Source organism: Undibacterium sp. JH2W, assembly GCF_049340425.1.
In the GTDB taxonomy this organism is placed as follows: domain Bacteria; phylum Pseudomonadota; class Gammaproteobacteria; order Burkholderiales; family Burkholderiaceae_D; genus Undibacterium.
On sequence record NZ_JBMPOT010000009.1, the window covers coordinates 208,227 to 232,119 of the forward strand.

The 23,893-nt window shown below is 49.3% G+C and carries 24 protein-coding genes; 3 read left to right on the forward strand and 21 right to left on the reverse strand.

Features of this window, described 5'->3' with window-relative positions:
* Positions 1 to 6 precede the first annotated feature (6 nt).
* Positions 7 to 726, reverse strand: coding sequence for an adenylyl-sulfate kinase (gene cysC, locus ACO0LC_RS15485; protein ID WP_423004598.1), 720 nt, complete (start codon positions 724 to 726; stop codon positions 7 to 9).
* Positions 727 to 774: 48 nt separating this feature from the next.
* Complete coding sequence (locus ACO0LC_RS15490) at positions 775 to 2,520, reverse strand: methyl-accepting chemotaxis protein (RefSeq protein ID WP_423004600.1); 1,746 nt, start codon at positions 2,518 to 2,520, stop codon at positions 775 to 777.
* A 411-nt stretch (positions 2,521 to 2,931) separates the two neighbouring features.
* Here ACO0LC_RS15490 and ACO0LC_RS15495 point away from each other — a divergent pair, with 411 nt between their 5' ends.
* The gene (locus ACO0LC_RS15495) at positions 2,932 to 3,264 is read left to right on the forward strand and encodes an Mpo1-like protein (RefSeq protein ID WP_423004602.1); all 333 of its coding nucleotides are present in this window, start codon (positions 2,932 to 2,934) and stop codon (positions 3,262 to 3,264) included.
* Between the two features lie 47 nt (positions 3,265 to 3,311).
* On the opposite strand, the gene ACO0LC_RS15500 is transcribed toward ACO0LC_RS15495, so the two are convergent.
* The 11 genes from ACO0LC_RS15500 to ACO0LC_RS15550 form a co-directional block, all read right to left on the reverse strand.
* Positions 3,312 to 3,746, reverse strand: coding sequence for a GNAT family N-acetyltransferase (locus ACO0LC_RS15500; RefSeq protein WP_423004604.1), 435 nt, complete (start codon positions 3,744 to 3,746; stop codon positions 3,312 to 3,314).
* On the reverse strand, positions 3,743 to 4,186 hold the full coding sequence (locus ACO0LC_RS15505; RefSeq protein ID WP_423004606.1) for an acyl-CoA thioesterase: 444 nt from the start codon (positions 4,184 to 4,186) through the stop codon (positions 3,743 to 3,745). The genes ACO0LC_RS15500 and ACO0LC_RS15505 overlap by 4 nt, the downstream gene beginning before the upstream one ends.
* Positions 4,187 to 4,191: 5 nt before the next feature.
* On the reverse strand, positions 4,192 to 5,088 hold the full coding sequence (locus ACO0LC_RS15510) for an alpha/beta fold hydrolase (protein ID WP_423004608.1): 897 nt from the start codon (positions 5,086 to 5,088) through the stop codon (positions 4,192 to 4,194).
* A 32-nt stretch (positions 5,089 to 5,120) separates the two neighbouring features.
* Complete coding sequence (locus ACO0LC_RS15515; protein WP_423004610.1) at positions 5,121 to 6,020, reverse strand: SDR family oxidoreductase; 900 nt, start codon at positions 6,018 to 6,020, stop codon at positions 5,121 to 5,123.
* A gap of 27 nt (positions 6,021 to 6,047) precedes the next feature.
* A complete protein-coding gene (locus ACO0LC_RS15520; RefSeq protein ID WP_423004612.1) occupies positions 6,048 to 6,983 on the reverse strand; it encodes a glutathione S-transferase family protein in 936 nt (311 codons plus the stop codon).
* A gap of 35 nt (positions 6,984 to 7,018) precedes the next feature.
* Positions 7,019 to 8,029, reverse strand: coding sequence for an NADP-dependent oxidoreductase (locus ACO0LC_RS15525; RefSeq protein ID WP_423004614.1), 1,011 nt, complete (start codon positions 8,027 to 8,029; stop codon positions 7,019 to 7,021).
* Between the two features lie 7 nt (positions 8,030 to 8,036).
* Complete coding sequence (locus tag ACO0LC_RS15530; protein ID WP_423004751.1) at positions 8,037 to 9,287, reverse strand: serine hydrolase domain-containing protein; 1,251 nt, start codon at positions 9,285 to 9,287, stop codon at positions 8,037 to 8,039.
* 109 nt (positions 9,288 to 9,396) lie between these two features.
* Positions 9,397 to 9,867, reverse strand: a complete 471-nt coding sequence (locus ACO0LC_RS15535) for a PaaI family thioesterase (protein WP_423004616.1) — start codon at positions 9,865 to 9,867, stop codon at positions 9,397 to 9,399.
* Positions 9,864 to 10,646, reverse strand: a complete 783-nt coding sequence (locus ACO0LC_RS15540; protein ID WP_423004753.1) for an SDR family oxidoreductase — start codon at positions 10,644 to 10,646, stop codon at positions 9,864 to 9,866. Before ACO0LC_RS15540 ends, ACO0LC_RS15535 begins: the two co-directional genes overlap by 4 nt.
* 108 nt (positions 10,647 to 10,754) lie before the next feature.
* Positions 10,755 to 12,572 carry an acyl-CoA dehydrogenase gene (locus ACO0LC_RS15545; RefSeq protein ID WP_423004618.1) on the reverse strand — a complete coding sequence of 606 codons (1,818 nt, stop codon included), beginning with the start codon at positions 12,570 to 12,572 and terminating at the stop codon, positions 10,755 to 10,757.
* 83 nt (positions 12,573 to 12,655) lie between these two features.
* Positions 12,656 to 13,834 (reverse strand): acetyl-CoA C-acyltransferase, encoded by a 1,179-nt coding sequence (locus tag ACO0LC_RS15550; protein WP_423004620.1) that lies wholly within the window; start codon positions 13,832 to 13,834, stop codon positions 12,656 to 12,658.
* Between the two features lie 353 nt (positions 13,835 to 14,187).
* On the opposite strand from ACO0LC_RS15550, the gene ACO0LC_RS15555 reads away from it, so the two are divergent.
* Positions 14,188 to 15,852, forward strand: coding sequence for an MFS transporter (locus tag ACO0LC_RS15555; protein ID WP_423004622.1), 1,665 nt, complete (start codon positions 14,188 to 14,190; stop codon positions 15,850 to 15,852).
* 71 nt (positions 15,853 to 15,923) lie between these two features.
* Here the strand turns inward: ACO0LC_RS15555 and ACO0LC_RS15560 are convergent, their stop codons facing one another.
* The 7 genes from ACO0LC_RS15560 to guaB all read right to left on the reverse strand — a co-directional run bounded on the left by ACO0LC_RS15560 (position 15,924) and on the right by guaB (position 22,957).
* A complete protein-coding gene (locus ACO0LC_RS15560) occupies positions 15,924 to 16,829 on the reverse strand; it encodes an LD-carboxypeptidase (RefSeq protein WP_423004624.1) in 906 nt (301 codons plus the stop codon).
* Positions 16,830 to 16,848: 19 nt separating this feature from the next.
* On the reverse strand, positions 16,849 to 17,403 hold the full coding sequence (gene tadA, locus ACO0LC_RS15565) for a tRNA adenosine(34) deaminase TadA (protein ID WP_423004626.1): 555 nt from the start codon (positions 17,401 to 17,403) through the stop codon (positions 16,849 to 16,851).
* The gene (queD, locus tag ACO0LC_RS15570; RefSeq protein ID WP_422941532.1) at positions 17,403 to 17,846 is read right to left on the reverse strand and encodes a 6-carboxytetrahydropterin synthase QueD; all 444 of its coding nucleotides are present in this window, start codon (positions 17,844 to 17,846) and stop codon (positions 17,403 to 17,405) included. Before queD ends, tadA begins: the two co-directional genes overlap by 1 nt.
* A 6-nt stretch (positions 17,847 to 17,852) precedes the next feature.
* Positions 17,853 to 18,488 (reverse strand): 7-carboxy-7-deazaguanine synthase, encoded by a 636-nt coding sequence (gene queE, locus ACO0LC_RS15575; RefSeq protein ID WP_423004755.1) that lies wholly within the window; start codon positions 18,486 to 18,488, stop codon positions 17,853 to 17,855.
* A gap of 320 nt (positions 18,489 to 18,808) precedes the next feature.
* Entirely contained in the window at positions 18,809 to 20,401 is a 1,593-nt protein-coding gene (gene guaA / locus ACO0LC_RS15580; RefSeq protein WP_423004628.1) for a glutamine-hydrolyzing GMP synthase, read from the reverse strand.
* 3 nt (positions 20,402 to 20,404) lie between these two features.
* Positions 20,405 to 21,454, reverse strand: coding sequence for a GGDEF domain-containing protein (locus ACO0LC_RS15585; protein WP_423004630.1), 1,050 nt, complete (start codon positions 21,452 to 21,454; stop codon positions 20,405 to 20,407).
* Positions 21,455 to 21,496: 42 nt separating this feature from the next.
* A complete protein-coding gene (gene guaB, locus ACO0LC_RS15590) occupies positions 21,497 to 22,957 on the reverse strand; it encodes an IMP dehydrogenase (protein WP_423004632.1) in 1,461 nt (486 codons plus the stop codon).
* 104 nt (positions 22,958 to 23,061) lie between these two features.
* On the opposite strand from guaB, the gene ACO0LC_RS15595 reads away from it, so the two are divergent.
* Positions 23,062 to 23,565: a DUF4124 domain-containing protein gene (locus tag ACO0LC_RS15595; RefSeq protein ID WP_423004634.1), complete on the forward strand. Its 504-nt coding sequence runs from the start codon at positions 23,062 to 23,064 to the stop codon at positions 23,563 to 23,565.
* Positions 23,566 to 23,595: 30 nt separating this feature from the next.
* Here the strand turns inward: ACO0LC_RS15595 and ACO0LC_RS15600 are convergent, their stop codons facing one another.
* The gene (locus ACO0LC_RS15600; protein WP_423004636.1) at positions 23,596 to 23,874 is read right to left on the reverse strand and encodes an RnfH family protein; all 279 of its coding nucleotides are present in this window, start codon (positions 23,872 to 23,874) and stop codon (positions 23,596 to 23,598) included.
* Between the last annotated feature and the right edge of the window lie 19 nt (positions 23,875 to 23,893).

Sequence of the window (23,893 nt, forward strand, 5' to 3'; positions counted from 1 at the left end):
CTTTCACTATTTGATATAGCATAATCCTATCAGGTGTCTATAGAGTTTCTCTGCGGCTTCCTCTATGGTATGTTGCTCGGAATTGATTTCCAGGTCAGGGTCCAAAGGCGCCTCATAAGGTGCTGAAACACCGGTGAATTCAGGTATCTCACCTCTGCGTGCTTTCGCATACAGACCTTTAGGATCACGTCTTTCACATGTTACGCCTGGTGTGCTTACATGCACCTCAACAAAGCGCTCTTCACCTATGATCTGTTTTGCCATAGCCCTGTCATCCCTGAATGGCGAAATAAAAGCGGTAATGGCTATCATTCCTGCCTCATTCATGAGGTGAGCAACCTCTGCTGCACGGCGTATATTTTCACGTCTGTCATTGGCGGTAAAACCCAGGTCACTGTTTAAATGATGACGTAAATTGTCGCCATCCACGACAAAACAGCAGTGGCCGCGCTCCAGTAAAATTTTTTCCAGAGCATAAGCCAATGTGGATTTGCCTGCACCACTCAAACCAGTTAACCATAAAGTAGCTGGGCTTTGACGCATCAAACGTTCACGCGCATTGGAATTAACGACACCATAATGCCATTTGATATCCACACCACTAGCATGTGGATTTTGCACAAAACGCCCAAATTGCGTCCTGCGCTCTACCCTGATTGCGGGCTGCTCAGCTTGGGCTTGCCCGCTTTGAGGCTGCTCCTCCAGTATGCTCGTGCTCGCTTGCATATACTGCTCCCGGTTTTACCGCTGGTATCAAACATTTGATTTAGCTAATTAAAACTCTTCCCAATCAGCATTGGAAGGCTGAGGATTATTGCTGGCATTTGCCACGCGCTTGATCTGCTTCACCTGAGTTTTATTTTTATCCTGCGCCGTGGTTTTTTTTATCAACGGTACAATTTTTTTATCAGCAACTCCTGATTCACGCCAATTGGGTTCTGCGAACTTTTCCGTAGCGAGCTGGAAGGTGCTGACCAGCTCAGACAAATCATCTGCCTGGTTTTGCAGTGCAGCGGCAGCGGCAGCGGCCTCCTCTACCAGAGCTGCATTTTGCTGAGTGACATCATCCATCTGCACGATGGCTTCATTAATTTGCTCTATGCCTGCTGTCTGCTCCTGGCTAGCCAGCATGATTTCACTCATGATATTGGTGACCTTCTTAATGCTCACCACAATTTCATCCATGGTGACACCGGCCTGATCAACCAGTTTTGCACCAATATCTACCTTAGTGACAGAATCATCAATCAAATGCTTGATCTCACGTGCAGCCTCGGCTGAACGTTGCGCCAGATTTCTGACTTCAGTCGCCACCACTGCAAAACCACGCCCCTGTTCACCCGCACGGGCTGCCTCAACTGCAGCATTCAAAGCAAGTATATTAGTTTGAAAAGCAATGCCATCAATGACACCAATAATATCGACAATTTTGCGTGAAGAAGTATTGATGGACCCCATGGTCTGAACAACTTCAGAGACCACAGTACCTCCTTTGATGGCAACATCAGAAGCCGATTTGGCCAGCACATTGGCTTGCCTGGCACTGTCTGCATTTTGCTTGACGGTAGAAGTCAACTCCTCCATCGACGAGGCAGTTTCTTCCAAAGAACCAGCCTGTGCCTCAGTGCGGGAAGACAAATCCATATTGCCTGAAGCAATTTGCCTTGATGCAGTGGCAATCGTATCTGTGCCTGAACGCACCATACCAACAATGCTGGCCAGACCTTTTTGCATTTCGTCCATGGCATGCATGAGGCTATGGGTGTCTTTTTGAGCCAGGCGAATGGGAACGGACAAATCACCGGCTGCAATTCTTTCAGCAATTTGTACTGCATGACGTGGCTCACCACCCAGTTGTTTCAGCAGACTCTTGACGATGAGCCATGCTGCCAGCACACCAACAAACAGAGCTGCCGCACCAAATATAAACATGAGTTTTTTTGCGCTCGCATAGTCTTGTTCAGCCTGGACAATTGCATCAGCGTTCTGTCTGTCTTCGTCTAAAATGAACTCATTGAGTAAATCCCACCATTTCTTTTGTATTGGCCGGAATTCGAAGCGCAATAACTTATAGGCTTCGTCCCCTTGCTTTTGAACGCCCAACTCTGCTCCCTTAGCGATAAATGGCTCAGACAATCTGGCCTGCTCCCGAATTCGTTCTAACAAAGCAATTTGCTCAGGGGACGCATTCGGATCAGCTTTCAGCATCAGTGTGAGTTTATCTTCGGCCTCAGTATATTTTTTTGTTTGCGCCGCTATCCTTTTTACCTCAATCTGGATTTCAGCTTCGTCAGACAAGAGGATGAGATTGCGTAAAGCCAGTGCCCGTTCAGTCACTGTCAGATACATGGTGGAAGCGAGTTTGGACTGCACATTATTGACATTGGCAATTTCTTCCAGACGCTCATGCATCTTCGCCATATAGGTGGTCCCGAGAAGCAGGACAACTAGTAGCAAACCTAACACCAAGCCAAAACCAGTGATCAGACGGGTTGAGACTTTCGAATTCTCGATGTACATAGTTCCCCCAAAAACGTTGTCAGCTACAGAAAGTTTGACTAGATCAGGGCTTGCATAAATTCGTTCTACAAGCTCATATTGCCACACGGAATTTAATGCCACAAGGAAATTATTAATAATTGTGACTTCAAGATAAAGCTTTAAATATCAAATACTTAAAAGAATAAATTGCAGCTATCGCCAGCTAGAAATCAGTAGCAAAAACCATATATGGCTATTTCTAAAATGTATATCAACTCGAATAATAGTAGATATTTTTACAATGTCAATTATACAATTGACATGTACTCACTCAAATCAATGAGGAAATTTGATAAACCATTTAGGAAATAAAAACACAAGAGGCAATGCGTAGCCTAAGATGACAGAAAATCTATGCGATCTAAAACAAAACATTAGGGGGAGAGCAACATGGCAGATAAATACACCGACTTTTCGGCGTTCTATGCTTTTTATCTGACGGAGCACAGCAATAAGACCTGCCGGCAATTGCACTTTATAGGCAGCACGCTGGTATTACTGTGTATCACTGCATTTATTGTCATGGGAAATACAGGGTATTTGCTAGCTATACCCCTCTGTGGCTATGGTTTTGCCTGGGTAGGGCATTTTGTTTTTGAAAAAAACCGTCCGGCCTCATTCAGGCAACCACTGTTTTCCCTCATGGGTGACTGGGTAATGTACTGGCAATTATTAAGTGGAAAAATCAGCTTTTCCCAACATGAAGGCATACGCAAGGCCTGAAATTCCAAGGCAGCCAGAATATAGGTCAAGGCCGCCTGGAAAATTATTCAGGCAAAATGATAAACCATGCTGACATGGGGAATCCCAGCCTCTTCAAAAATCTCGCCATCACGGGTATAGCCTTCTTTAAGATAGAAGTTTTCTGCTGACTGTTGCGCATTCAAGCGTACAGCCAGCTCACCCCTCACCTGCGCTTCTTTCATCAAGGCACGTAAAATCTTTGCGCCTACACCCAGACCCCGCGCCGTTGCCAGCACAGCCATGCGGCCTATGTGCGCATCCGGCAACAGGCGACCTGTTCCTAAGGCTTTGCCATCGGCATCATAGGCAACTACATGCAGGCATTTTGTATCTGCCTCATCCCATTCCAGTTCTGCCGGGATTTTTTGCTCTACGACAAACACTTCATAGCGTATAGCCTGGGCATCTTTTTGCAGGGTAGCCCAGTCTGCAATAACCAGGCGCAAATTTCCAGTATTCATATTCGTGTATCGGCAAGTATGTGCGTTTCAAAGGATGAAATTATCGCACGCCATCCATCTGTAACGGCAATTGCCTTGCGTTTTTCTGTATCCGCATAAACATATACCAGTTCACCAGATATCAAATGCTCTTCACCAAGATAGATTTCGAGGATGAACTGGAGAGAAGAACGACCTATGCTGGCGCAACGCACACCTATATCCAACTCATCATCAAACCTGGCGGGTGCCATGTATTCTATAGTCGATTTGCGGGCAAACAACTCTTTTCCCTCGGCTGCCTGGGCAATCACATTCGGCAAGCCAGCGGCGCGCCAGTATTCGGTAAAAGCCACATCAAAATAATTGAGGTAGTTGCCATTGAAGACTATGGCCTGCATATCCACCTCAGACCAGCGCACCCGCAAGCGATGAAAAAAAGCAAAATCTGCTTTGGCCATAATTCTTAACTCTGCAAAAATTGACGAATAAGACGGTTGACGCGTTCCGGTTGTTCATGAATGACCCAGTGTGAGCCTTCAGCAATACGCTGTATCTGGATATCATCGACAAAATTCTCCAACCCATCCAGCAGGGTCTTGGGCAGTGCCTTATCGTTTTCACCCCAGATAACGCGTGTGGGCACTTTCACCTGAAAATCAGCCGGGTTCAGATTCAATTGCAAGGGTCCTGGATTGTTGTCTGTTGGTGGATGTAGTGGTGAAGCACGGTAGTAATTGACACCACCCGTCAAACCCCGCGCCCAACACCCATGATATGCTGCCCTGGCATTTGCATCAAACCAGCTTGCCTCGCCCTGCCCCATGCCATTAAAGAAACTATCCATGAGAGCGAAATCATCTTTGGCAAGTGCTTCTTCAGAACCTGGGTTACGCAGCCAGTTCATGTATTCACTGGAAGTTTTTTGCGCAGGGTCTGTCGCCAATGCCTGCATGAACAGGTATGGATGTGGTGAATTAATGATGATCAACTTTTCAAATAAGGCTGGCAGGGCGATTGCCATATTCCAGCATACCGCACCGCCCCAGTCATGCGCGACGACCGTAGCTTGCTGATAGCCCAGGTGGGCGATGAGCAAGCGCAGGTCATCGACGATATGCCTGGCCTTGTAGGCAGTAACATCTGCAGGCATATCGGACAGATTAAAGCCTCGCAAATCCGGCGCCACCGCAAAATGATCCTGTCCAAACTCTGCCAGTTGAGCCGACCATTCGTACCAGAACTCTGGAAAGCCATGCACAAACAAAATCAATGGTCGACCTCGCTCACCCGCACTGGCAAAATGCAGACGGGTTCCATTGTCCAGTGTGGCAAACTGATTGCTTAATATTTCTGCTGTCATCAATGCTTCTCCCTGATGCTTGAAAGTAGTAATCAGGCTTTGAGCTTGGCTCTAAGCATGTCGCGAATATGTGGTGCGGCCTTATAAGGGTCACCAGGATTGCGTTGCAGGACGATGTCTTCCATGCGCTCCTGCACATTTCCCAGGGCACCAGGGTGAGAGAAGATGTAGAACTGTTCGTCCGCAATTGCCTTGAAGGTGTTTTCAGCGACTTCCTCGGCTGTCACCTTACCAGAATTCACAGCCTTGTCTGACATGGCCTGTGCCGCTCTTTGGCTGGCAGTTGGCGCAGAACCTGGTACATCTTCAGGACGGTTTCTATGCGATTGTGAAATACCGGTAGGCACGAAATAAGGGCACAGGACAGAAGCACCTATCGGTGCCTCAACCAGTTTCAAATCCTGGTACAGGGATTCTGAAAGAGACACTACTGCATGCTTGGAGACGTTATATACACCCATAGTTGGCGCATTAAGTAAACCTGCCATGGATGCCGTGTTGACAATATGCCCTTCGAATTGCGGATCTTTCTTCGCGCATTCCAGCATCAGATTGGTAAAGATGCGCACGCCGTGAACAACACCCCAGAGATTAACGCCCATCACCCAATCCCAGTCAGCCTGGGTATTTTCCCAGATCAGGCCACCAGAACCGACACCGGCATTATTGAATACCAGATGCACGGCACCAAATTTTTCCATGGTAGCGTCGGCCAGAGCCTGCACTTCTTCTGCATGACGCACATCGCAACGCATGGCCAGCACTTGTGCGCCTTGCGCTTCCAGCTCGGCTTTGGTTTTATCCAAGGCATCTTGCTGCACATCAGCCAGCACCAGCTTCATGCCCAGACGCGCACCAATAATCGCAAATTCACGACCAAAACCGCTGGCACCACCGGTAATTACGGCTACTCTGTCTTTGAATACTTTCATGTTGTCTCCTGTAATAATTTATTAAGCTTATTTATTTGCACGTTTCATCTGGAAGCCTATTCGTGGGAAATGCACGACCACAGTTCCAGCTCGTTCGTCTTCACGGCGCACAGCGAATTCGTTTTCACTGGCAATAACCAGTTCACCCACCACTGGGTCCAGCGCATAGTTGGTCGGCATGATGGCAACCTGCTCACCCAGCGCTATGCCATGGCTGTCAACAAAATTGCGTCCTGCCGTATCAAATCCCTGTGCGTTTTTGGCGATCTCCAGTGCTTCTGCGCTGCTCAGAGCTTCAGACTGGTGATGGCCGAAAGCAGCGATACGATCCATCCACTCCAGCAGCTTTGGATACGCATCGAAGACAGGATTGATCGCTGGAGCCAGTCGTATCAGCCACAAAGCCTGATACACAGAAAAATCAGCAATACTGGCTTGCGCACCCAGCAGAAACGGCGCATCGCCCCTGAGCATGTTTTCCAGACGCATTAAATATTCGCAAAGCTGGCCTTTGGCTTCGCCCATGCTGGTGCGTGGCATATTGCCACGCATGGTGGCCCGGTCTGCGCTGAAGGCTTGCAATTCCTCTGCACTGATATTGCCGAATAGGGATGGGATGGCTGCAGGCTGAAATGCATAAGGAATTGCCGTCCAGAACAGAGTAGTATCCGCCCATTGCGCCAAGTTGCGTGCAAGACCGTTGACGGCAACCGGGTATAGCGTATGTGCAGGTGATCGTTTTTCCAGCACCTCGGCAATCAGGGATGTGTCGCAATAAATATCTTCGCCAATTTGTAATATGGGCGTACGCCTGTAACCACCCGTCAATGCCGTTACATCTGGCTTGGGCATGATGATAGGTACTGTGACCGACTTCCAGCTCAATTGCTTAAAACCGAAAATCAAGCGTATTTTTTCTGAAAATGGAGAAATCGCAAAATTATGGAAAATAAGATCGGACATGGCTGCTCTGCGCTCTTTAGGTTTATACGATTAGCTCAAATCAGCTTCACCAATTGCTTGCCGAAGTTCTTGCCTTTCAGCAGGCCGATAAATGCTTCTGGCGCAGCAGCAAGCCCCTCAGCGACAGATTCACGGAACTTCAATTTGCCCGTCGCAACCAGGCCGCCCAGCTCTTTCAAACCCTGCGGCCACAAATCCATATGTTCAGAGACGATAAAGCCACGCATCGTCAAACGCATGGTCAAAAATACGCGGGCGTTTTTTATGCTCAGTTGTTCACCGTTATAACCAGCGATCAAACCACACAGTGCGATACGACCAAAGGCATTCATGCGCGCCAGGCTGGCGTCAAAGATTTCACCGCCGACGTTTTCAAACACGGCATCAATGCCATCCGGTGTTGCGGCTGCCAGATCGACTTCCAGATTGCCTGCCTTGTAATCGATGCAAGCATCAAAGCCCAGTTCATTGACAACATAAGCGCATTTGTCTGCGCCACCGGCTATGCCCACCACACGGCAGCCCAGTTGCTTGCCCAACTGACCAACCACACTACCCACTGCACCGCTGGCAGCAGACACCACAATAGTTTCACCAGCCTTGGGTTGCATGATCTGGGTCAAGCCATACCAGGCTGTCAGGCCAGGCATGCCCACCGAACCCAGGTAGGCTGATAAAGGAATATGGGTCGTATCGACTTTGCGCAACAACAAGCCATCAGACACCCCCATTTCTGACCAGCCCAGCATGCCTATGACTTTGTCACCGACATTGAATTTAGCATTCTTGCTGGCGACCACGTCACCCACGGTACCGCCTATCATGGTTTCACCTATGACTTGCGGGGCGGCATAGCTTTTTGCATCTTCCATGCGACCACGCATGTAAGGGTCCAGCGACATGTAGTGATTGCGCACCAGCAGCTCGCCATCCTTGAGTTCTGGCACAGGCAGGGATTCAAGGCGGAAATTTTCTGGCACAACCTGACCTTTGGGGCGGGAGGCCAGGACTATACGCTGGTAAGAAAGTTGAGAAGCAGTTGTCATGATTTGCTCATTTCATCAAGTGATTTGCCAAAGCCTGGAAGGCACGGTAAGTGACAGGGTCAGTCGCACCATTGGCAGCAATGGGATGGGAGGAAAATTTAACGATGACCATTTCGGCCACCGGGTCTATATAGATACGTTGCCCGTGTATGCCACGGGCTTCAAATGTCTGGTGGCTGTTATGCCCTACCCACCACATATTGCGGTAGGAGTAACCGGGCAAGGTCGCATAGCCAGCCTTGGAAAATTTGGCTGGGTCAGCACCCTTGCGTATATCTTCTACTGCAGCAGCAGGAATAATTTGTTGGCCGTTGAACCTGCCATTCAGGCGCATCATTTCACCAAAGCGTGCCATGCCGCGTAGCGTCAGGTTCAAACCACCGCCACCCTGCTCAGTACCAATACTATCCACCGCAAAATACGCATCATTCTCGGTGCCCAGTTTTTGCCAGATACGTTCAGACAAGAGATCAGACAGATTTTGCCCGCTAGCGCGCCTGACTATCCAGGCCAGCACTTCAGCATTCACGGTCTTATAGGCAAATGCCTCATCATGCTTGCCTTCTTTTTTCAATTTCACCAGGAAATCATAAAAGGTTTTAGGCCCGTCATAAGTCGGCGCTGTCGGCAGCAGTCCGCCTGACCTGGCGTAATCCCAGACTTCAGCTTTGGGGTCAGCATAATTTTCAGAATACTGTACACCTATGGTCATATCCATGACCTGGCGTACAGTGGCGTCGCCATAGGCGGTGTCTTTGAGTTCAGGAATATATTGTGTGACGGGCGCACTGGGATCCAGTTTGCCGTCTGCAGCCAAAGTCGCAGCCAGCGTACCTACGAAAGACTTGGTGACCGACATGGCGATGTGCGGCAAATAGGTTTTAGTAATGCCTAAGTAGCGCTCATAGACTATCTTGCCCTTGTGCAGTACCAGTATGCTGTCGGTATAAGTACGGGCTTGCATATCAGCCCAGCCAATCTCGCTGCCTTTTTCATCTGCGAACCGCAATTTATCAAGATCACGCAAAGCCACCGGCAAAGCTGAAACAGGTCCTGCACCATGCCAGACATTGCTGGTAGGCCCCAGTTCACGCCCATGCGAAAACGACCAACGGGTGCGGGGGAACTGATAATTACTGCCATTGGCAAACTTGATGAGCTTGTCAGGTGCCGGTGGAAAACCTTGCATCCAGCCCATTTTTTGCGGGTCACTTGCCTCAGCATCAGGCAAGGCAGTTTGTGCCGAAGACATGTTCATGAATGGTCCACCGAGTAAAGCAAAGAAAAGAATTGCAAAGCGGGTCTGCTGCATGTTGGTCTCCATTTATTTTTTATAGGACTTGCAGAAACAACGTCAATTTTTTTAATCAGTCACTACCGTAGAGTTTTTTCATATTTTCGCCAGACTTCAAACGTCGCAGATATTTGAAAGTACCCATGGCTTTGGCAATCAGCTTGTCGCCATTCCAGACCTCGCCCTCGCAAAAGCACATGGTGGTGGATTGATGAAAAGCCTTGCCGCGCGCTTCCACGCGACCACCCGGCACACCGCCAGGTTGCAGGAAGGTGGTTTTCATTTCTACCGTAACGACGCCCTTGAGGTCACTACTCATGGAGCGCCCTGCCATGGCCATGACTACATCCAGCATGGTCATGATCACACCGCCATGAGCGATTTGCCAGCTATTCATGTGACGAGCTGTCAAATCCAGCGCCAGACGTGCCTGGCCATTTTCCATTTCCAGGAATTCAACACCCAAGTCATATAGAAAGGGATTCAATACCGGTGTAGGCTGAGCAATGGGAAGTTCGGAAACAGACTTATTAGTTTCCGTCATACCGCAGATACTCCACCATCCACTGCCAGGGTCTGGCCAGTGATGTGTTTACCAGCATCACTGGCAAACAACATTGCCACGCCTTTCAAATCCTCATCATCACCTATGCGCTGCAAAGGTGCTTCTTTGGCGAGTTTTTCTTCACCCAGGTTTTCCAGTATTCCCTTGGTCATCTTGGAGGGGAAAAACCCCGGTGCAATCGCATTGACTGTAATGCCATGCACACCCCATTCACCAGCCAGGGTACGGGTGAAGTTGATGACGGCTGCCTTGGAAGTGTTATATGCAATGGTCTGCATGGTACCCGGTGCATTGCCCCCCAGGCCAGCGATAGAAGCAATATTAATGATGCGGCCATATTTGCGCGGTATCATTGAGCGCTTGCCAACTGCCTGCGAGATCAGGAAGATGCTGCGGATATTCAGGTTCATGACCTTATCCCAGGCATCGACTGGATAATCTTCCGCTGGAGCACCCCAGGTAGCGCCGGCATTATTGATGAGGATATCGATATGTCCCAAGCGAGCCAGTGCTTCATCCACCAGCGGTTGGACCGCTGCTTCTTTGGACAAGTCTGCAGCGATCGCGCTGGCATCTATACCACGGCTTTTCAGGTGGGCAACGGCTTCATCCAGGTCAGATTGCTTGCGTGAAGACAGCACCACTTTTGCGCCCTGCTCACCCAGTGCTTCTGCCATTTGCAGGCCCAGACCACGCGAGCCACCAGTAATCAGGGCCGTCTTGCCGTGCAAGTCAAATAATTGTTGTACGCTACGAATTGCTTTGCTCATTGTTAGTCTCCAGTATATGCGGCCACCACCTGTCTGCACGCAGGCAGGTGGTGTATCGTTTGATATATGTGCTTTTGATTATTTAAAGGCTATGGTTCAGAACCAGGCATCCTGCATCTCGAAAGTCGTCATATCGATATTCGACAGCAAATCCAGTTGTGGATGAACGCGTGGCAATTCCCAGTGGAAGAAGTATTTACAAGCCTGCAGTTTGCCTGCGTAGAAATCAGCATCATGGTGATTTTCCTTGTTCAGGCATAAGGTAGCTTGTTCCAGCCACATCCAGGCAATCACGGCATGACCAAATACTTCGAGATAAGCCGAGGCATTCGCGAGGGTCTTGTTGGCATCCCCCACGCCGTGCAGTTGCTGGGTAACGCTGGCCAGTCTTTGCAGCACACGTGCCAGTGATTTGGTATAGGCTAGCAATTCAGGATGCGCTGCGGCCCTGGCCAAGGTCTTGTGCATGATTTCGCCCAGCGCCTCAAGCGCGGCACCGTCCTGCATGACTACCTTGCGGCCCAATAAGTCCAGGCCCTGTATGCCATGCGTACCTTCATGGATGGGATTGAGGCGGTTGTCGCGGTAAAACTGCTCTACATTGTATTCACGGGTATAGCCATAACCGCCATGCACCTGTATCGCCAGATTATTCGCTTCCAGACACCATTGCGAGGGCCAGGATTTGGCGATAGGCGTCAATATCTCCAGCATTTGCGCAGCATGGGTACGGGCTTCCGGCGACGGGGCGGTACGTTCTTCATCGACCAGGCGGGCGCAGAATAAATTCAATGCCAGGCCACCTTCGACATAGGCTTTTTGTGCCAGCAACATACGTTTGACATCGGTATGTTCAATGATGGGCACTTGCGGTGCAGCCGGGTCTTTGTTGAGTGGTGCACGTCCCTGTGGGCGATTGCGTGCATAATCCAGCGCATGTAAATAGCCGGTATAGCCCAGCATGACGGCCCCCAAGCCGACACCTATGCGCGCCTCGTTCATCATATGGAACATGTTTGCCATGCCCCGATGTAAAGTACCAACCAGGTAACCTACCGCACCTGCCTTGCCTCCCGGTTTGAATTTACCTTCGCCAAAATTCAACAGACAATTGGTGGTGCCGCGATAACCCATTTTGTGATTCAGTCCAGCCAGCACTACGTCATTGCGTTCGCCCATGCTACCATCATCGTTGACCAGTTTTTTAGGTACGATGAAAAGTGAGATACCTTTGACACCAGATATCAACTTGCCATTTTCATCTGGCACCTTGGCCAGCACCAGGTGCACGATATTCTCTGCAAGCTCATGTTCACCTGCCGATATCCACATCTTGTTGCCAGTCAGCCGGTAAGTGCCGTCTTCTTGGGGCTCAGCCCTGGTGACAATATCAGACAAGCTGGAGCCTGCCTGAGGTTCAGACAAACACATGGTGCCAAAGAAGCGGCCTTCCAGCATGGGTTTGACGAAGGTTTCTATCTGCTCAGGTGTACCACATTTGAGCAAGGTATTGGCATTGCCTATGGTCAGGAAGGGATAAGATGCCGTCCCTACATTCGCCCCTTTGAAGTAGGCAAAGCCAGCCTTTTCAACAACGCAGGGCAATTGCATGCCACCGACATCAAAGTCTTGTCCTGCCGCCATCAGGCCAGCTTCGCAAAATGCTTTCAGGGCCGTTTTTACTTCAGGAATCATATGCACTTCTTCGCCATCGAAGTGCGGCTCCTGCTGGTCATTTTTTTTATTGTGGGTAGCGAACAGGTCTGTCGCTATTTGTTCGCAGGTATCAAGGGCGGCATTGAAAGTTTCGCGGCTATGGTCGGCGAAACGTGGCCTTTGATTCAGTGATTCTACATTCAGCCATTCATACAGCATGAATTCGAGATCACGGCGGGAAAGAATTTTAGATTGCATGGCTTTATTTGGACAAAAGAGATGAAATACCCATTTTGCTCATACTGCATGACAACAGCATGAGCACCCAACATGCATTCAGCTTAGACTACTTCAAACAGACCTGCAGCACCCTGTCCACCACCAATACACATGGTGACAACCACATATTTTGCACCACGGCGCTTTCCCTCTATCAGAGCATGGCCGGTCAGGCGTGCACCCGAAACACCATATGGATGACCGACTGCAATCGCGCCACCATTGACGTTCAATTTATCCATAGGGATGCCGAGTTTGTCTGCACAATACAAGACTTGCACGGCAAACGCCTCATTCAACTCCCACAAACCTATGTCTTCAACCTTGAGGCCAGCTTTTTTCAAGAGTTTGGGAATGGCAAAGACAGGACCTATACCCATTTCATCAGGCTCGCAACCAGCAATCGCAAAACCACGGAAAATACCCAATGGTTGCAAGCCCTTTGCCTCAGCCAGTTTGCTATTCATCAAAATGGCAACCGAGGCGCCATCAGAGAACTGGCTGGCATTACCAGCAGTAATGACACCACCTGGCACTGCGGTACGGATTTTGGATACGCCTTCGAGCGTAGTATCTGCACGTATGCCTTCATCAGCAGAGATAGTGACTTCTTTGGTGATCAGCATGCCGGTCGCTTTATCGGCGACGCCCATGACAGTCGTCATCGGCACGATCTCGGCATCAAACAAACCAGCAGCCTGGGCGGCGGCGGCACGCAACTGGCTTTGTACGCCGTATTCATCCTGACGTTCGCGTGGGATGCCATAACGCTTGGCAACGGTTTCTGCAGTTTGCAGCATGGGCCAGTAAACTTCTGGCTTATGTTGCTTCAACCAGGTTTCAACTATCATATGGCTATTGGCTTCGTTTTGTACGCAAGAGATAGACTCGACGCCGCCTGCCGCATAGACATCACCTTCACCGGCAATAATCCTCTGTGCTGCCAGAGCGATGGTCTGCAAGCCGGAAGAGCAAAACCGGTTGACCGTCATACCAGCCGTAGTTACTGGGCAACCTGCCCGCAAAGCGATCTGACGGGCGATATTGCTGCCAGTTGCGCCTTCTGGTGTGGCACAACCCATGATGACATCTTCCACCTCGCCCGCTTCTATTTTCGCACGGTTTATAGCTTCATTCAGCACATGGCCACCCATAGTAGCGCCATGCGTCATATTGAAAGCACCTTTCCAGGATTTTGCCAGGCCGGTACGAGCGGTGGATACAATAACTGCGTCAGACATGTAGATCTCCTAATTTGTATAAGTATGTTTTACAGACTGGAATTGCTTGCCATCATAAGAAGTAAATTACTCTCTTGCTTGAATTAAAAGCACATATCCTCAAGCTCAAAAACTAGAATATCACATTTTAGTACGACCGTTCGTAAATTTATCTTCTTCAATTTTACTCTTGAATATTGCACTTCTTTACATATCCAGGATAGCTCTTTCGTAAGTTTCTGTAAGTTTCGAGCAAGCAAGCCGTAAGTTTCGACTTGCACACTTTGCGTGCCATAAAAATTATGTCTACAATGCGTCTTTGCATTTTTGACCATTTTTTAGCAAACTTAATATACTTAAAACAGGAGACAAGCATGGCGACAGCACCTATCGCAACGTCAGGCGGCATGACATCTGAAGAACGCAAGGTTATTTTTGCATCTTCGCTGGGCACCGTTTTTGAATGGTACGATTTTTATCTATATGGGGCACTTGCGTCCATCATAGGACAACAATTCTTTAAAGGTACAGACCCGAATACAGGATTTATTCTTGCATTGCTTGCATTCGCTGCAGGATTTATTGTCCGTCCTTTTGGGGCCCTGGTATTTGGTCGCCTGGGCGACATGATAGGCCGCAAGTACACCTTCCTGGTCACCATCCTGATCATGGGTGGCTCCACGTTTTGCGTCGGCTTATTACCAAATTTTGAAACCATAGGCGTTGCTGCCCCTATCATTCTGGTATTACTGCGCGTCCTGCAAGGGCTAGCTCTGGGTGGTGAGTATGGTGGAGCTGCAACCTATGTTGCAGAACATGCGCCACATGGAAAACGTGGTGCCTATACAGCATGGATACAAACGACCGCCACGCTTGGCCTGTTTTTGTCCCTGGTTGTAATCCTGAGCATACGCAAAATCATGGGTGAAGCCGATTTTGCCGTATTTGGCTGGCGCTTCCCCTTCCTGGTGTCGGTTTTCCTGCTGGCAATTTCAGTATGGATACGCTTATCGATGAATGAATCACCTGCGTTCGCAAAAATGAAAGCCGAAGGCAAGACTTCAAAAGCCCCGCTGACTGAATCCTTTGGCCAATGGAAAAACTTGAAGATAGTTATCCTGGCTTTGCTGGGCCTCACTGCGGGACAGGCAGTTGTCTGGTACACCGGGCAATTCTACGCATTGATATTTTTGGAAAAGGTATTGAAAGTTGATGGTGCATTGGCAAACATGATGGTTGGTGGGGCATTACTGATAGGCACGCCATTCTTCATTATTTTCGGCACACTTTCTGACAAGATAGGTAGAAAACCAATTATCCTGGCAGGCTGCGTTATCGCAGCAGTGACCTATTTCCCTCTTTTTGGCGCTATCACGCACTTTGCCAATCCAACTCTGGAAAAAGCACTTAAAAACTCTCCTGTTGTTGTCACTGCAGATCCTGCGGATTGCCAATTCCAGTTCAATCCTACTGGAACCAAGAAATTCACTTCTTCTTGCGACATTGTCAAAGCAAAATTGGCAGCCTCATCAGTCAACTATACCAATATAGAAGCACCGGCTGGCACGGTCGCATCCGTCAAGGTTGGTGACACTCTCATTGAATCCTTTGTATCCAAGGGCTTACCACCAGCAGAAGCAACAGCAAAAGACAAGGCTTTCTCTAAAGATCTGGCTGCTGCGATTAAAGCTGCAGGCTACCCTGAAAAAGCCGACAGTGAGCAAATCAATTATGTCATGGTAGTGATATTGCTCACTGTTTTGGTTATCTACGTGACGATGGTATACGGACCAATCGCCGCCATGCTGGTGGAGATGTTCCCGACACGTATCAGGTACACGTCCATGTCCCTGCCCTATCATATCGGGAATGGCTGGTTCGGTGGACTGCTGCCATTCTTTGCAGTGGCCATGGTGGCGTCTAAAGGCGATATTTATTATGGTCTGTGGTATCCGATCGCCATTGCGAGCGTGACAGCAGTGATCGGCTTCTTCTTTGTTAAAGAAACCAGAGATAATGATATTTATGCGGCGGATTAAATATTAAGATACAAGAATGAAAAAGCCCGCCCGTCTATAGAAGGGCGGGCTTTTTTAACGATTCGGAGGAATTACAATGAGTAGTACATATTCAAACTAACCTGCCCTGTCCCAACCTTCAATTCTGCCTGACTACCGACTACCAAGCTGGCACGGGTCGATATATGACCAAATGGCAGACCAGTAATGATGGGTACTTCAATCAGACCACGGATATAGGCAAGCATGGCATTGAAGTCATAACCGTTATCATGCTCAGCCAATTTATAGGCAGAAAAATTTCCGAGTACGATGGCTTTTTGCTTGCTCAACACACCAGCAAAATGCAGTTGCAGCAACATGCGCTCTATGCGATATGGGTGTTCGCCTATATCTTCCAGGAACAGTATGCCATCTTCAACTTCTGTCCAATAAGGCGTGCCGATTGCATGCGTCAGCATGGCCAGATTGCCACCCCATAATTTGCCCTGCACCTTGAACTCCAGACTTGCGTCAGTTTCAAATTCAACAGTGTGTGAAGTATTGCTGACGCACGCCTTGAATTGTTGCAGCGTATATTCAACTGGCTGCGCACGTATGTAATCATCACATAACATGGGACCAGCTATACTGGTACGGCCACGTGCCAGCATAGCCAGGTGCACCAGAGTGAAATCGCTATAGCCGACAAAGCACTTGCCGCTGTTTGCCAGCAAATCAAAGTCCAGCAATGGCAACAACCGCGACATGCCGTAGCTGCCACGCAGAGCCATGATTATCTGCACATCTGGATTTTGCGCTGCTTCATGCATTTGCCTTGCACGTTCTGCATCAGTCCCACCAAAACGCTGGAATTTAGCCGCAGATTTATAATAACTGTGCACCTTAAACCCTTGCCCGGTCAGGCATTGCAAGCCGCGCTCTATGAGGCTGTCGTCCAGAGGTGCTCCACTAGGGGCGACGATGGCAATTCCAGTTTGCTTGTTTTGTTCAGACATCATGAATATAGTAGTCTTTTCAGTCTTCTAAAAGGGATGCACTATCGCTGGCGGTCAGCTTCTTTTGCACAGCTGCAGCACGCCTCTGAGCAAAAAAATCCTTGAGCATGCTACTGCATTCGTCTGCCAATATGCCGCCGGTGACCTGGGTATGATGATTCAATTGCCCATGCTCAAACACATTTAACAAAGAACCTGCTACGCCTGTCTTGGGATCGCTGGCAGCAAATATCACGCGCGCCAGCCTGGCATGCATCATCGCTCCGGCGCACATCATGCACGGCTCAAGAGTAACGTAGAGTTCACAACCTGGCAGGCGGTAATTGCCCATTAACTCAGCCGCTGCGCGTAAGGCCATAATTTCAGCATGGGCAGTTGGGTCATGTTTGCCTATGGGCCGATTATAGCCACTGGCAATGATCACACCATCCTTAACGACTACAGCACCGACCGGCACTTCACCTTCATTCCAGGCTAACAGGGCTTGCTGGTAGGCTGCCTGCATGAACTGGGCATCACGCAGGTTCTGCTGGTTCTGCCCACCTTGCGGTGGCAGATTTTGCTCGTCGACCATTATCCGTCTATCTCTGCCCAACAATTCGGGGTTTCATAGAGGGTGACCTTGGTCAATTCCAAAGTACGGCCAAATCTGCCGTGATAAACCACTTTCAAAATATCAAAAGCGATCTTGGCCAGGTTTTCTACTGTCGGTACACGATCAATCACCACAGTCTTGTGGCCTGGCAGCTTCTCCAGGAAATTCTTGATGATGTAATCCTTCTCATAGACGATGAAGGAATGATCCCACAGATTGACCAGATGCTCATTGGCCAGCGCCTTGATATCACCAAAATCCATGATCATGCCGTTATCCGACTCGCCATCCTTCTGAACGACATCGCCGGTCAAGGTAATTTGCAAGGTATAGCGGTGACCGTGCAAATTGCGACACTGGCTGCCGTGATCGGGAATACGATGACCTGCATCGAATTCCAACTTTCTGGTAATCGTTAACATGAAAACTCAAGGAATCTGTAATAGTTTATGGGTCTGCAAACTCAGCTTCCATTGCGGATGCTGTTTGCAGTATTCAATTGCAAGACGCAAATTATCGTCTCTCAAAGGGCCATCCATGGCTTGTACAAAGTAATGTTCAAAATCAAGATTTGCATATGCCGCCATATTCTGACCAAACTGCGGGATCACCACTTTCAACTCGCTGCCTTTGCGCACTACCAGCTCAGAACCCATTTTAGGGCTGACGCAAATCCAGTCTACACCTTCAGGCACGGGCAAAGTGCCATTGGTTTCTATGGCAATCTCAAAACCCACGGCATGCATAGCATCAATGAGCACAGCATCAAGTTGTAATAAAGGCTCGCCACCAGTAAACACCACATACTTACTGGCAGTATAGGATACTGGCCACAAAGCGTTGATGGTCGCTGCCAGTTCCGCCGCCTGCTTGAACTTGCCACCACCCTCGCCGTTTGTGCCAACAAAATCGGTATCACAAAACTGACAAACCGCAGTCGCCCTGTCTTCTTCCCGCCCCGACCACAAATTGCAGCCAGAAAAACGGCAAAACACCGCCGGACGCCCGGCATGATTGCCCTCGCCCTGTAGAGTATAAAAAATTTCTTTGACGCTATAAGTCACGTCTGATTCCCGCATGATTGTCAGCAGCGACTTTGAAGGCTGCACAGGCAAGGCTTTTGACAAAGCCGCTCTCTTTTACACCGCATGAAAAATGCAGTATATGAAATTTAATGCGTTTTTGGAACGCAAAAGGGAGACATGATACCACGGAGTGGCTTATTGGCCTTGTGAGTTCGATAAAGCCCCCACTTTATCTACTTAATTTGGCAAGATCTTATAAAAAAATTATGAGACTATGCCAGAAACGAAAAAAGCCCGCAATGATGCGGGCTTTCGGGATGTTTCATGCTTTCAGTTGCCTGATGTTGCCAGACCTGAAATCATTCCCACTCTATCGTCGCAGGCGGCTTGCCTGAGATGTCATAGACGACGCGATTGATGCCGCGCACTTCATTGATGATCCTGTTAGAGACCTTGCCCAGCAGCTCATGCGGCAAGTGTGCCCAGTGAGCCGTCATGAAATCCTGGGTTTGTACTGCGCGCAGGGCAACTACATATTCGTAGGTACGGCCGTCGCCCATGACGCCTACGGACTTGACTGGCAAAAATACTGCAAAGGCCTGACTCGTCGCGTCGTACCAGCTTTGCGGTTTTTCTGCTTGCGGATCAACTAAAGTGCTACGCAATTCTTCGATAAAAATGGCGTCGGCACGGCGTAACAGGTCAGCAAATTCTTTTTTGACTTCGCCGAGTATGCGTACACCCAGGCCAGGGCCAGGGAAAGGATGACGGTAGACCATACCATGTGGCAGGCCCAGGGCAACGCCCAGTTTGCGCACTTCATCCTTGAATAATTCGCGCAATGGCTCCAGCAGCTTCAAGTTCAAGGTATCTGGCAAGCCGCCTACATTGTGATGACTCTTGATGGTGTGCGAGCCTTTTTTGCCTTTGCCTGCACTTTCAATAACGTCAGGGTAGATCGTGCCCTGTGCCAGCCATTTGGCATTACTGAGCTTTCCGGATTCAACCTGGAAGACTTCAACAAATTCGCGGCCTATGATCTTGCGTTTGGCTTCTGGATCAGTCACGCCTGCCAGATGCCCCATGAACTGGGCAGCAGCATCAACATGGATGACTTTGACACCGAGGTTGTTGGCAAACATTTCCATGACCATTTTACCTTCATCGAGGCGCAGCAAGCCATGATCGACGAATACGCAGGTCAGCTTGTCGCCGATGGCGCGGTGAATCAGGGCCGCAGCAACACTACTGTCTACACCGCCGGACAAACCAAGGATGACTTCATCATCGCCCACCTGGGCGCGGATGGAAGCAACAGCCTCGGAGATGTAGTCAGGCATGTTCCAGTCGGACTGGCAGCCGCAGATTTCGTGCACGAAACGACTGAGGATAGCTTCACCCTTCAGTGTATGTGTGACTTCCGGATGGAATTGCACGGCATAAAAACGACGCTCTTCATCCGCCATGGCGGCAATCGGGCAATTGTCTGTGGATGCCATCAATTTAAATCCTGGCGGCATTTCATTGACCTTGTCGCCATGACTCATCCACACCTTGAGCATGCCATGGCCTTCTGGCGTGACAAAGTCATTGATGTCTTTGAACAGGGCTGTATGGCCGCGGGCACGGACTTCGGCATAACCAAATTCACGGACCAGGCCATTTTCCACCTTGCCGCCGAGCTGCTCAGCCATGGTTTGCATGCCGTAGCAAATACCCAGCACTGGCACGCCAGCCTCAAACACGGCCATAGGTGCACGTGGAGTATCACCTTCAGTGACGCTATTTGGCCCACCGGATAAAATAATTCCGGCAGCCCCATAGTTTTTGATGAATTCATCGCTGACATCATAAGGATGGACTTCAGAAAAAACACCTGCATCACGAACGCGGCGTGCGATCAATTGCGTGACTTGGGAACCAAAATCAAGGATAAGTATTTTTGAATGCATAAATCAAATTATCATGTCAGGTTGTGCAGGCGTGGCCTGAACAACACAATTGTTTCCTGCATTTCTGGCTGAAAGCAGGGCTTTTTCTGCAAGACTAACTAAGGTTTCTGGCTCGACTTCGGGGAAAATATCGGTCGATGCCGTACCCGCACTGATGGTCAAAGCGGTATCGACTTCATCTATTTTTTCAGGGTGCATGAGTACTGAGGCACGGATACGCTCACCTACTGCAGTAGCCACCAGATGCGAAGCACCAGGCAACACCACCAGCAGCAAGTCTGTACCAAAGCGTCCCAGGGCATCGAATGGACGCACGCATGAGCGGATGCGGCTGACGGTCTTGATCAGTATCATGTCCGTCGCTGCAACCCCATGCAGATCACGCAGATGCTCCATCTGATCTACGCTGGCAATCAGTAAAGCCAGAGGTTTCAGGGCTTTGCTGCAACGCTCCATCTCCAGCTTGAGTGAACGCACAATGGCAGACTTGTTCCATGTACCCAGCAAGGGGTCGATCAGCGAGTCGCGCTTCAAATTTCGGTTTTGCTTGATGACTTCGAGCTGGCTCTGGTACAAGACACCGAAAGCCATTTCACGTTCGGCCATGGAAGCCAGGTCAGCAAGAGATTGCCTATCTTCATCATCCAGGTCACGGGGCTGGTAGTCAATCAGGATAAGACTGCCTATCAGTTGATTGCCATGATCAAAGATGGGATGGGAAGCAAAGAAGCGTATATGAGGCACACCGACAACTAAAGGGTGCTTGCCCAGGTGCTCATGCAAGCGCAAATCTGGTATGACCAGGATTTCGTCAAAAACAGGAATCGAATCACAAAATGCTGCCTCCATATTGGTAATGGAGTGCACCAAATACTCAAACCTGGGCGTGAGCTTACCCAGGCTGACAAAGCAGTTGGCAACGTCAAACAGTTTGATGCCGAGGCGTTCAAAACGCCCCAGCCTTAGTTCCATTCGTTCCGATACCAGACGTTCAAAACCCGAACTGACAGGTGTCGTTGTAGCTGGGCTGGAACGATCTAAGTTCGTTGACATACCACTCTCCGGGCATCCTCAATTCGGGTCATGCATCACTCTTTAATCAGCACGGTAATTAGGCGCTTCTTTAGTGATCTGCACGTCATGGACATGTGATTCACGCATGCCGGCAGAAGTAATTTCAACGAATTCAGATTTGGTATGCAAATCATCTATCGTGGCGCAACCACAATACCCCATGGAAGAGCGCACACCACCAACCAGTTGATACAAGATAGCAAGTACACTACCTTTGTAAGGTACGCGCCCTTCTATACCTTCAGGTACCAGCTTGTCTGCATTATTGGCAGCATCCTGGAAATAACGATCAGCAGAACCATCGGCCATCGCACCCAGACTGCCCATGCCGCGATAAGATTTATAACTACGCCCCTGGAACAAGATAACTTCACCAGGCGCTTCTTCAGTACCGGCAAACATACTGCCCATCATCACAGTCGATGCGCCTGCTGCCAGGGCCTTGGAGACGTCACCAGAGAAACGTACGCCACCGTCAGCGATACATGGAACACCAGTACCTTTGAGTGCATTGGCGACATTGGCAATCGCTGTAATTTGTGGAACACCAACGCCAGCCACGATACGGGTAGTACAAATAGAGCCAGGGCCTATACCAACTTTGACCGCATCCGCACCATGCTCAACCAGGGCCAGCGCAGCAGCAGCAGTTGCGATATTGCCACCAATGACTTCTATATGCGGATAATTGGTTTTTACCCAACGCACGCGATCCAGTACCCCTTTGGAGTGGCCATGGGCAGTATCAACAACGATAACATCGACACCGGCCTTTGCCAGCAAATCTATGCGCTCTTCATTATCTGGGCCTACGCCAACAGCTGCGCCTACGCGCAATTTACCTTGATCGTCCTTAGATGCAAAAGGATGCTCCGTGGATTTTTGGATATCTTTTACAGTAATCAGGCCGCGCAACTCAAATGCCTCGTTGACAACCAGCACACGCTCCAGGCGATGCTTGTTCATCAGGCGCTTGGCCTCTGCCAGATCAGCAGTTTCATTGACATAGACGAGCTTGTCGCGCGGTGTCATTTTGGCACTTGCTTCAGCATCCAGCTCTTCTTCAAAGCGCAAATCGCGGTTGGTAATGATACCAACTACTGTTTTGCCTTCCACGACAGGAAAACCGCTAATGCCATACTGCTGAGACAGGGCAATCACTTCACGGATTTTTGTGGTGGGCGGGATAGTGATAGGGTCACGTAGTACACCAGACTCAAAACGCTTGACCTTGGCGACTTCGCGGGCTTGCTCTTTCGCGGTCAAGTTTTTATGAATGATGCCGATACCACCTTCTTGCGCCATGGCAATTGCCAAGCGTGCTTCAGTGACTGTATCCATCGCAGCTGATACCAAAGGGATATTCAGATTGATGTTGCGAGTCAATTTAGTCGCAAGCGAAGTATCTTTAGGGAGTATGTTCGAGTATGCAGGGACGAGTAGCACGTCATCGAACGTGAGTGCTTTTTGGAGTAAACGCATAGTATTTCCTATAGGCGCAAAACCGAATTATACAGAAAACTTGCGAAGTCGTCTTGCTCCGTGTAAAACTCTTGCATAATCCTATGTTTTTTTGAAAGCACACCATGTTGATCTCACGTCTTGCCTGCTCCCTTTTATTGACTACCATTTTCTGCGCCAGTGCTCAGGCTCAATATGTCTGGCTGGATGAAAAAGGCAATAAACAATATTCTGACATGCCGCCACCCAAGTCCATCCCTAAGAGCAAAATACTGAAGGCGCCCGGTGGTGTAGCCAAGCCTGCGGCAGCCGAAGCAGAAGACAAACCTGCCTCCTCAGCCAATGAATCGGCTGCCAAATTGGAGAAACCGGTAACAACCGCCAGCAAAAACGAAGACTTCAACAAGCGTAAAGCCGAGCAAGCTGAAAAAGACAAGAAAGCCGAAGAAGAAAAGACAGCGGCTGCGGACAAGGCGAAAAATTGCGATAGAGCGCGCAACTATCAACAAACCCTGAATTCTGGAATTAGAATAAGCCGTACCGACAAAAACGGTGAAAAAAGCTTCTTGTCTGATGCCCAGCGTGAACAGGAAGCGGCTGATGTGAAAAAAGCGCTGGCAGGCTGCTAATAGCGATGGACATGCTCAGGGCAAACCCTGCTAAGCCTGAGCCTGTTTTTTAGCCCTGCGCCTGCGCGACTCCATAGGATCGGCAATCAGGGGGCGGTAGATTTCCACTCTATCGCCAGCATGCAATTTTGCATCTAGCGACTTAAGTTTGCCGAACACACCAGATTTGAGGGTAAAAACATCAATCTCGGGATGCATCTGTATAATGCCACTTTGCTGTATGACTTGCAGTATCGTTGCATCAACTGCAACTTGCAGATCCAGCAAACTCGTTTTATCCAGTCCTGCATAACAAAGCTGAACTGGCATGATAGCAGGCCCAGGCACT

Bases quoted from the DNA above. Each gene is read 5' to 3' on its own strand.
- cysC (WP_423004598.1), bottom strand. From the start codon at position 726: ATGCAAGCGAGCACGAGCATACTGGAGGAGCAGCCTCAAAGCGGGCAA.
- ACO0LC_RS15490 (WP_423004600.1), bottom strand. From the start codon at position 2,520: ATGTACATCGAGAATTCGAAAGTCTCAACCCGTCTGATCACTGGTTTT.
- ACO0LC_RS15495 (WP_423004602.1), top strand. From the start codon at position 2,932: ATGGCAGATAAATACACCGACTTTTCGGCGTTCTATGCTTTTTATCTG.
- ACO0LC_RS15500 (WP_423004604.1), bottom strand. From the start codon at position 3,746: ATGAATACTGGAAATTTGCGCCTGGTTATTGCAGACTGGGCTACCCTG.
- ACO0LC_RS15505 (WP_423004606.1), bottom strand. From the start codon at position 4,186: ATGGCCAAAGCAGATTTTGCTTTTTTTCATCGCTTGCGGGTGCGCTGG.
- ACO0LC_RS15510 (WP_423004608.1), bottom strand. From the start codon at position 5,088: ATGACAGCAGAAATATTAAGCAATCAGTTTGCCACACTGGACAATGGA.
- ACO0LC_RS15515 (WP_423004610.1), bottom strand. From the start codon at position 6,020: ATGAAAGTATTCAAAGACAGAGTAGCCGTAATTACCGGTGGTGCCAGC.
- ACO0LC_RS15520 (WP_423004612.1), bottom strand. From the start codon at position 6,983: ATGTCCGATCTTATTTTCCATAATTTTGCGATTTCTCCATTTTCAGAA.
- ACO0LC_RS15525 (WP_423004614.1), bottom strand. From the start codon at position 8,029: ATGACAACTGCTTCTCAACTTTCTTACCAGCGTATAGTCCTGGCCTCC.
- ACO0LC_RS15530 (WP_423004751.1), bottom strand. From the start codon at position 9,287: ATGAACATGTCTTCGGCACAAACTGCCTTGCCTGATGCTGAGGCAAGT.
- ACO0LC_RS15535 (WP_423004616.1), bottom strand. From the start codon at position 9,867: ATGACGGAAACTAATAAGTCTGTTTCCGAACTTCCCATTGCTCAGCCT.
- ACO0LC_RS15545 (WP_423004618.1), bottom strand. From the start codon at position 12,572: ATGCAATCTAAAATTCTTTCCCGCCGTGATCTCGAATTCATGCTGTAT.
- ACO0LC_RS15550 (WP_423004620.1), bottom strand. From the start codon at position 13,834: ATGTCTGACGCAGTTATTGTATCCACCGCTCGTACCGGCCTGGCAAAA.
- ACO0LC_RS15555 (WP_423004622.1), top strand. From the start codon at position 14,188: ATGGCGACAGCACCTATCGCAACGTCAGGCGGCATGACATCTGAAGAA.
- ACO0LC_RS15560 (WP_423004624.1), bottom strand. From the start codon at position 16,829: ATGTCTGAACAAAACAAGCAAACTGGAATTGCCATCGTCGCCCCTAGT.
- tadA (WP_423004626.1), bottom strand. From the start codon at position 17,403: ATGGTCGACGAGCAAAATCTGCCACCGCAAGGTGGGCAGAACCAGCAG.
- queD (WP_422941532.1), bottom strand. From the start codon at position 17,846: ATGTTAACGATTACCAGAAAGTTGGAATTCGATGCAGGTCATCGTATT.
- guaA (WP_423004628.1), bottom strand. From the start codon at position 20,401: ATGCATTCAAAAATACTTATCCTTGATTTTGGTTCCCAAGTCACGCAA.
- ACO0LC_RS15585 (WP_423004630.1), bottom strand. From the start codon at position 21,454: ATGTCAACGAACTTAGATCGTTCCAGCCCAGCTACAACGACACCTGTC.
- guaB (WP_423004632.1), bottom strand. From the start codon at position 22,957: ATGCGTTTACTCCAAAAAGCACTCACGTTCGATGACGTGCTACTCGTC.
- ACO0LC_RS15595 (WP_423004634.1), top strand. From the start codon at position 23,062: ATGTTGATCTCACGTCTTGCCTGCTCCCTTTTATTGACTACCATTTTC.
- ACO0LC_RS15600 (WP_423004636.1), bottom strand. From the start codon at position 23,874: ATGCCAGTTCAGCTTTGTTATGCAGGACTGGATAAAACGAGTTTGCTG.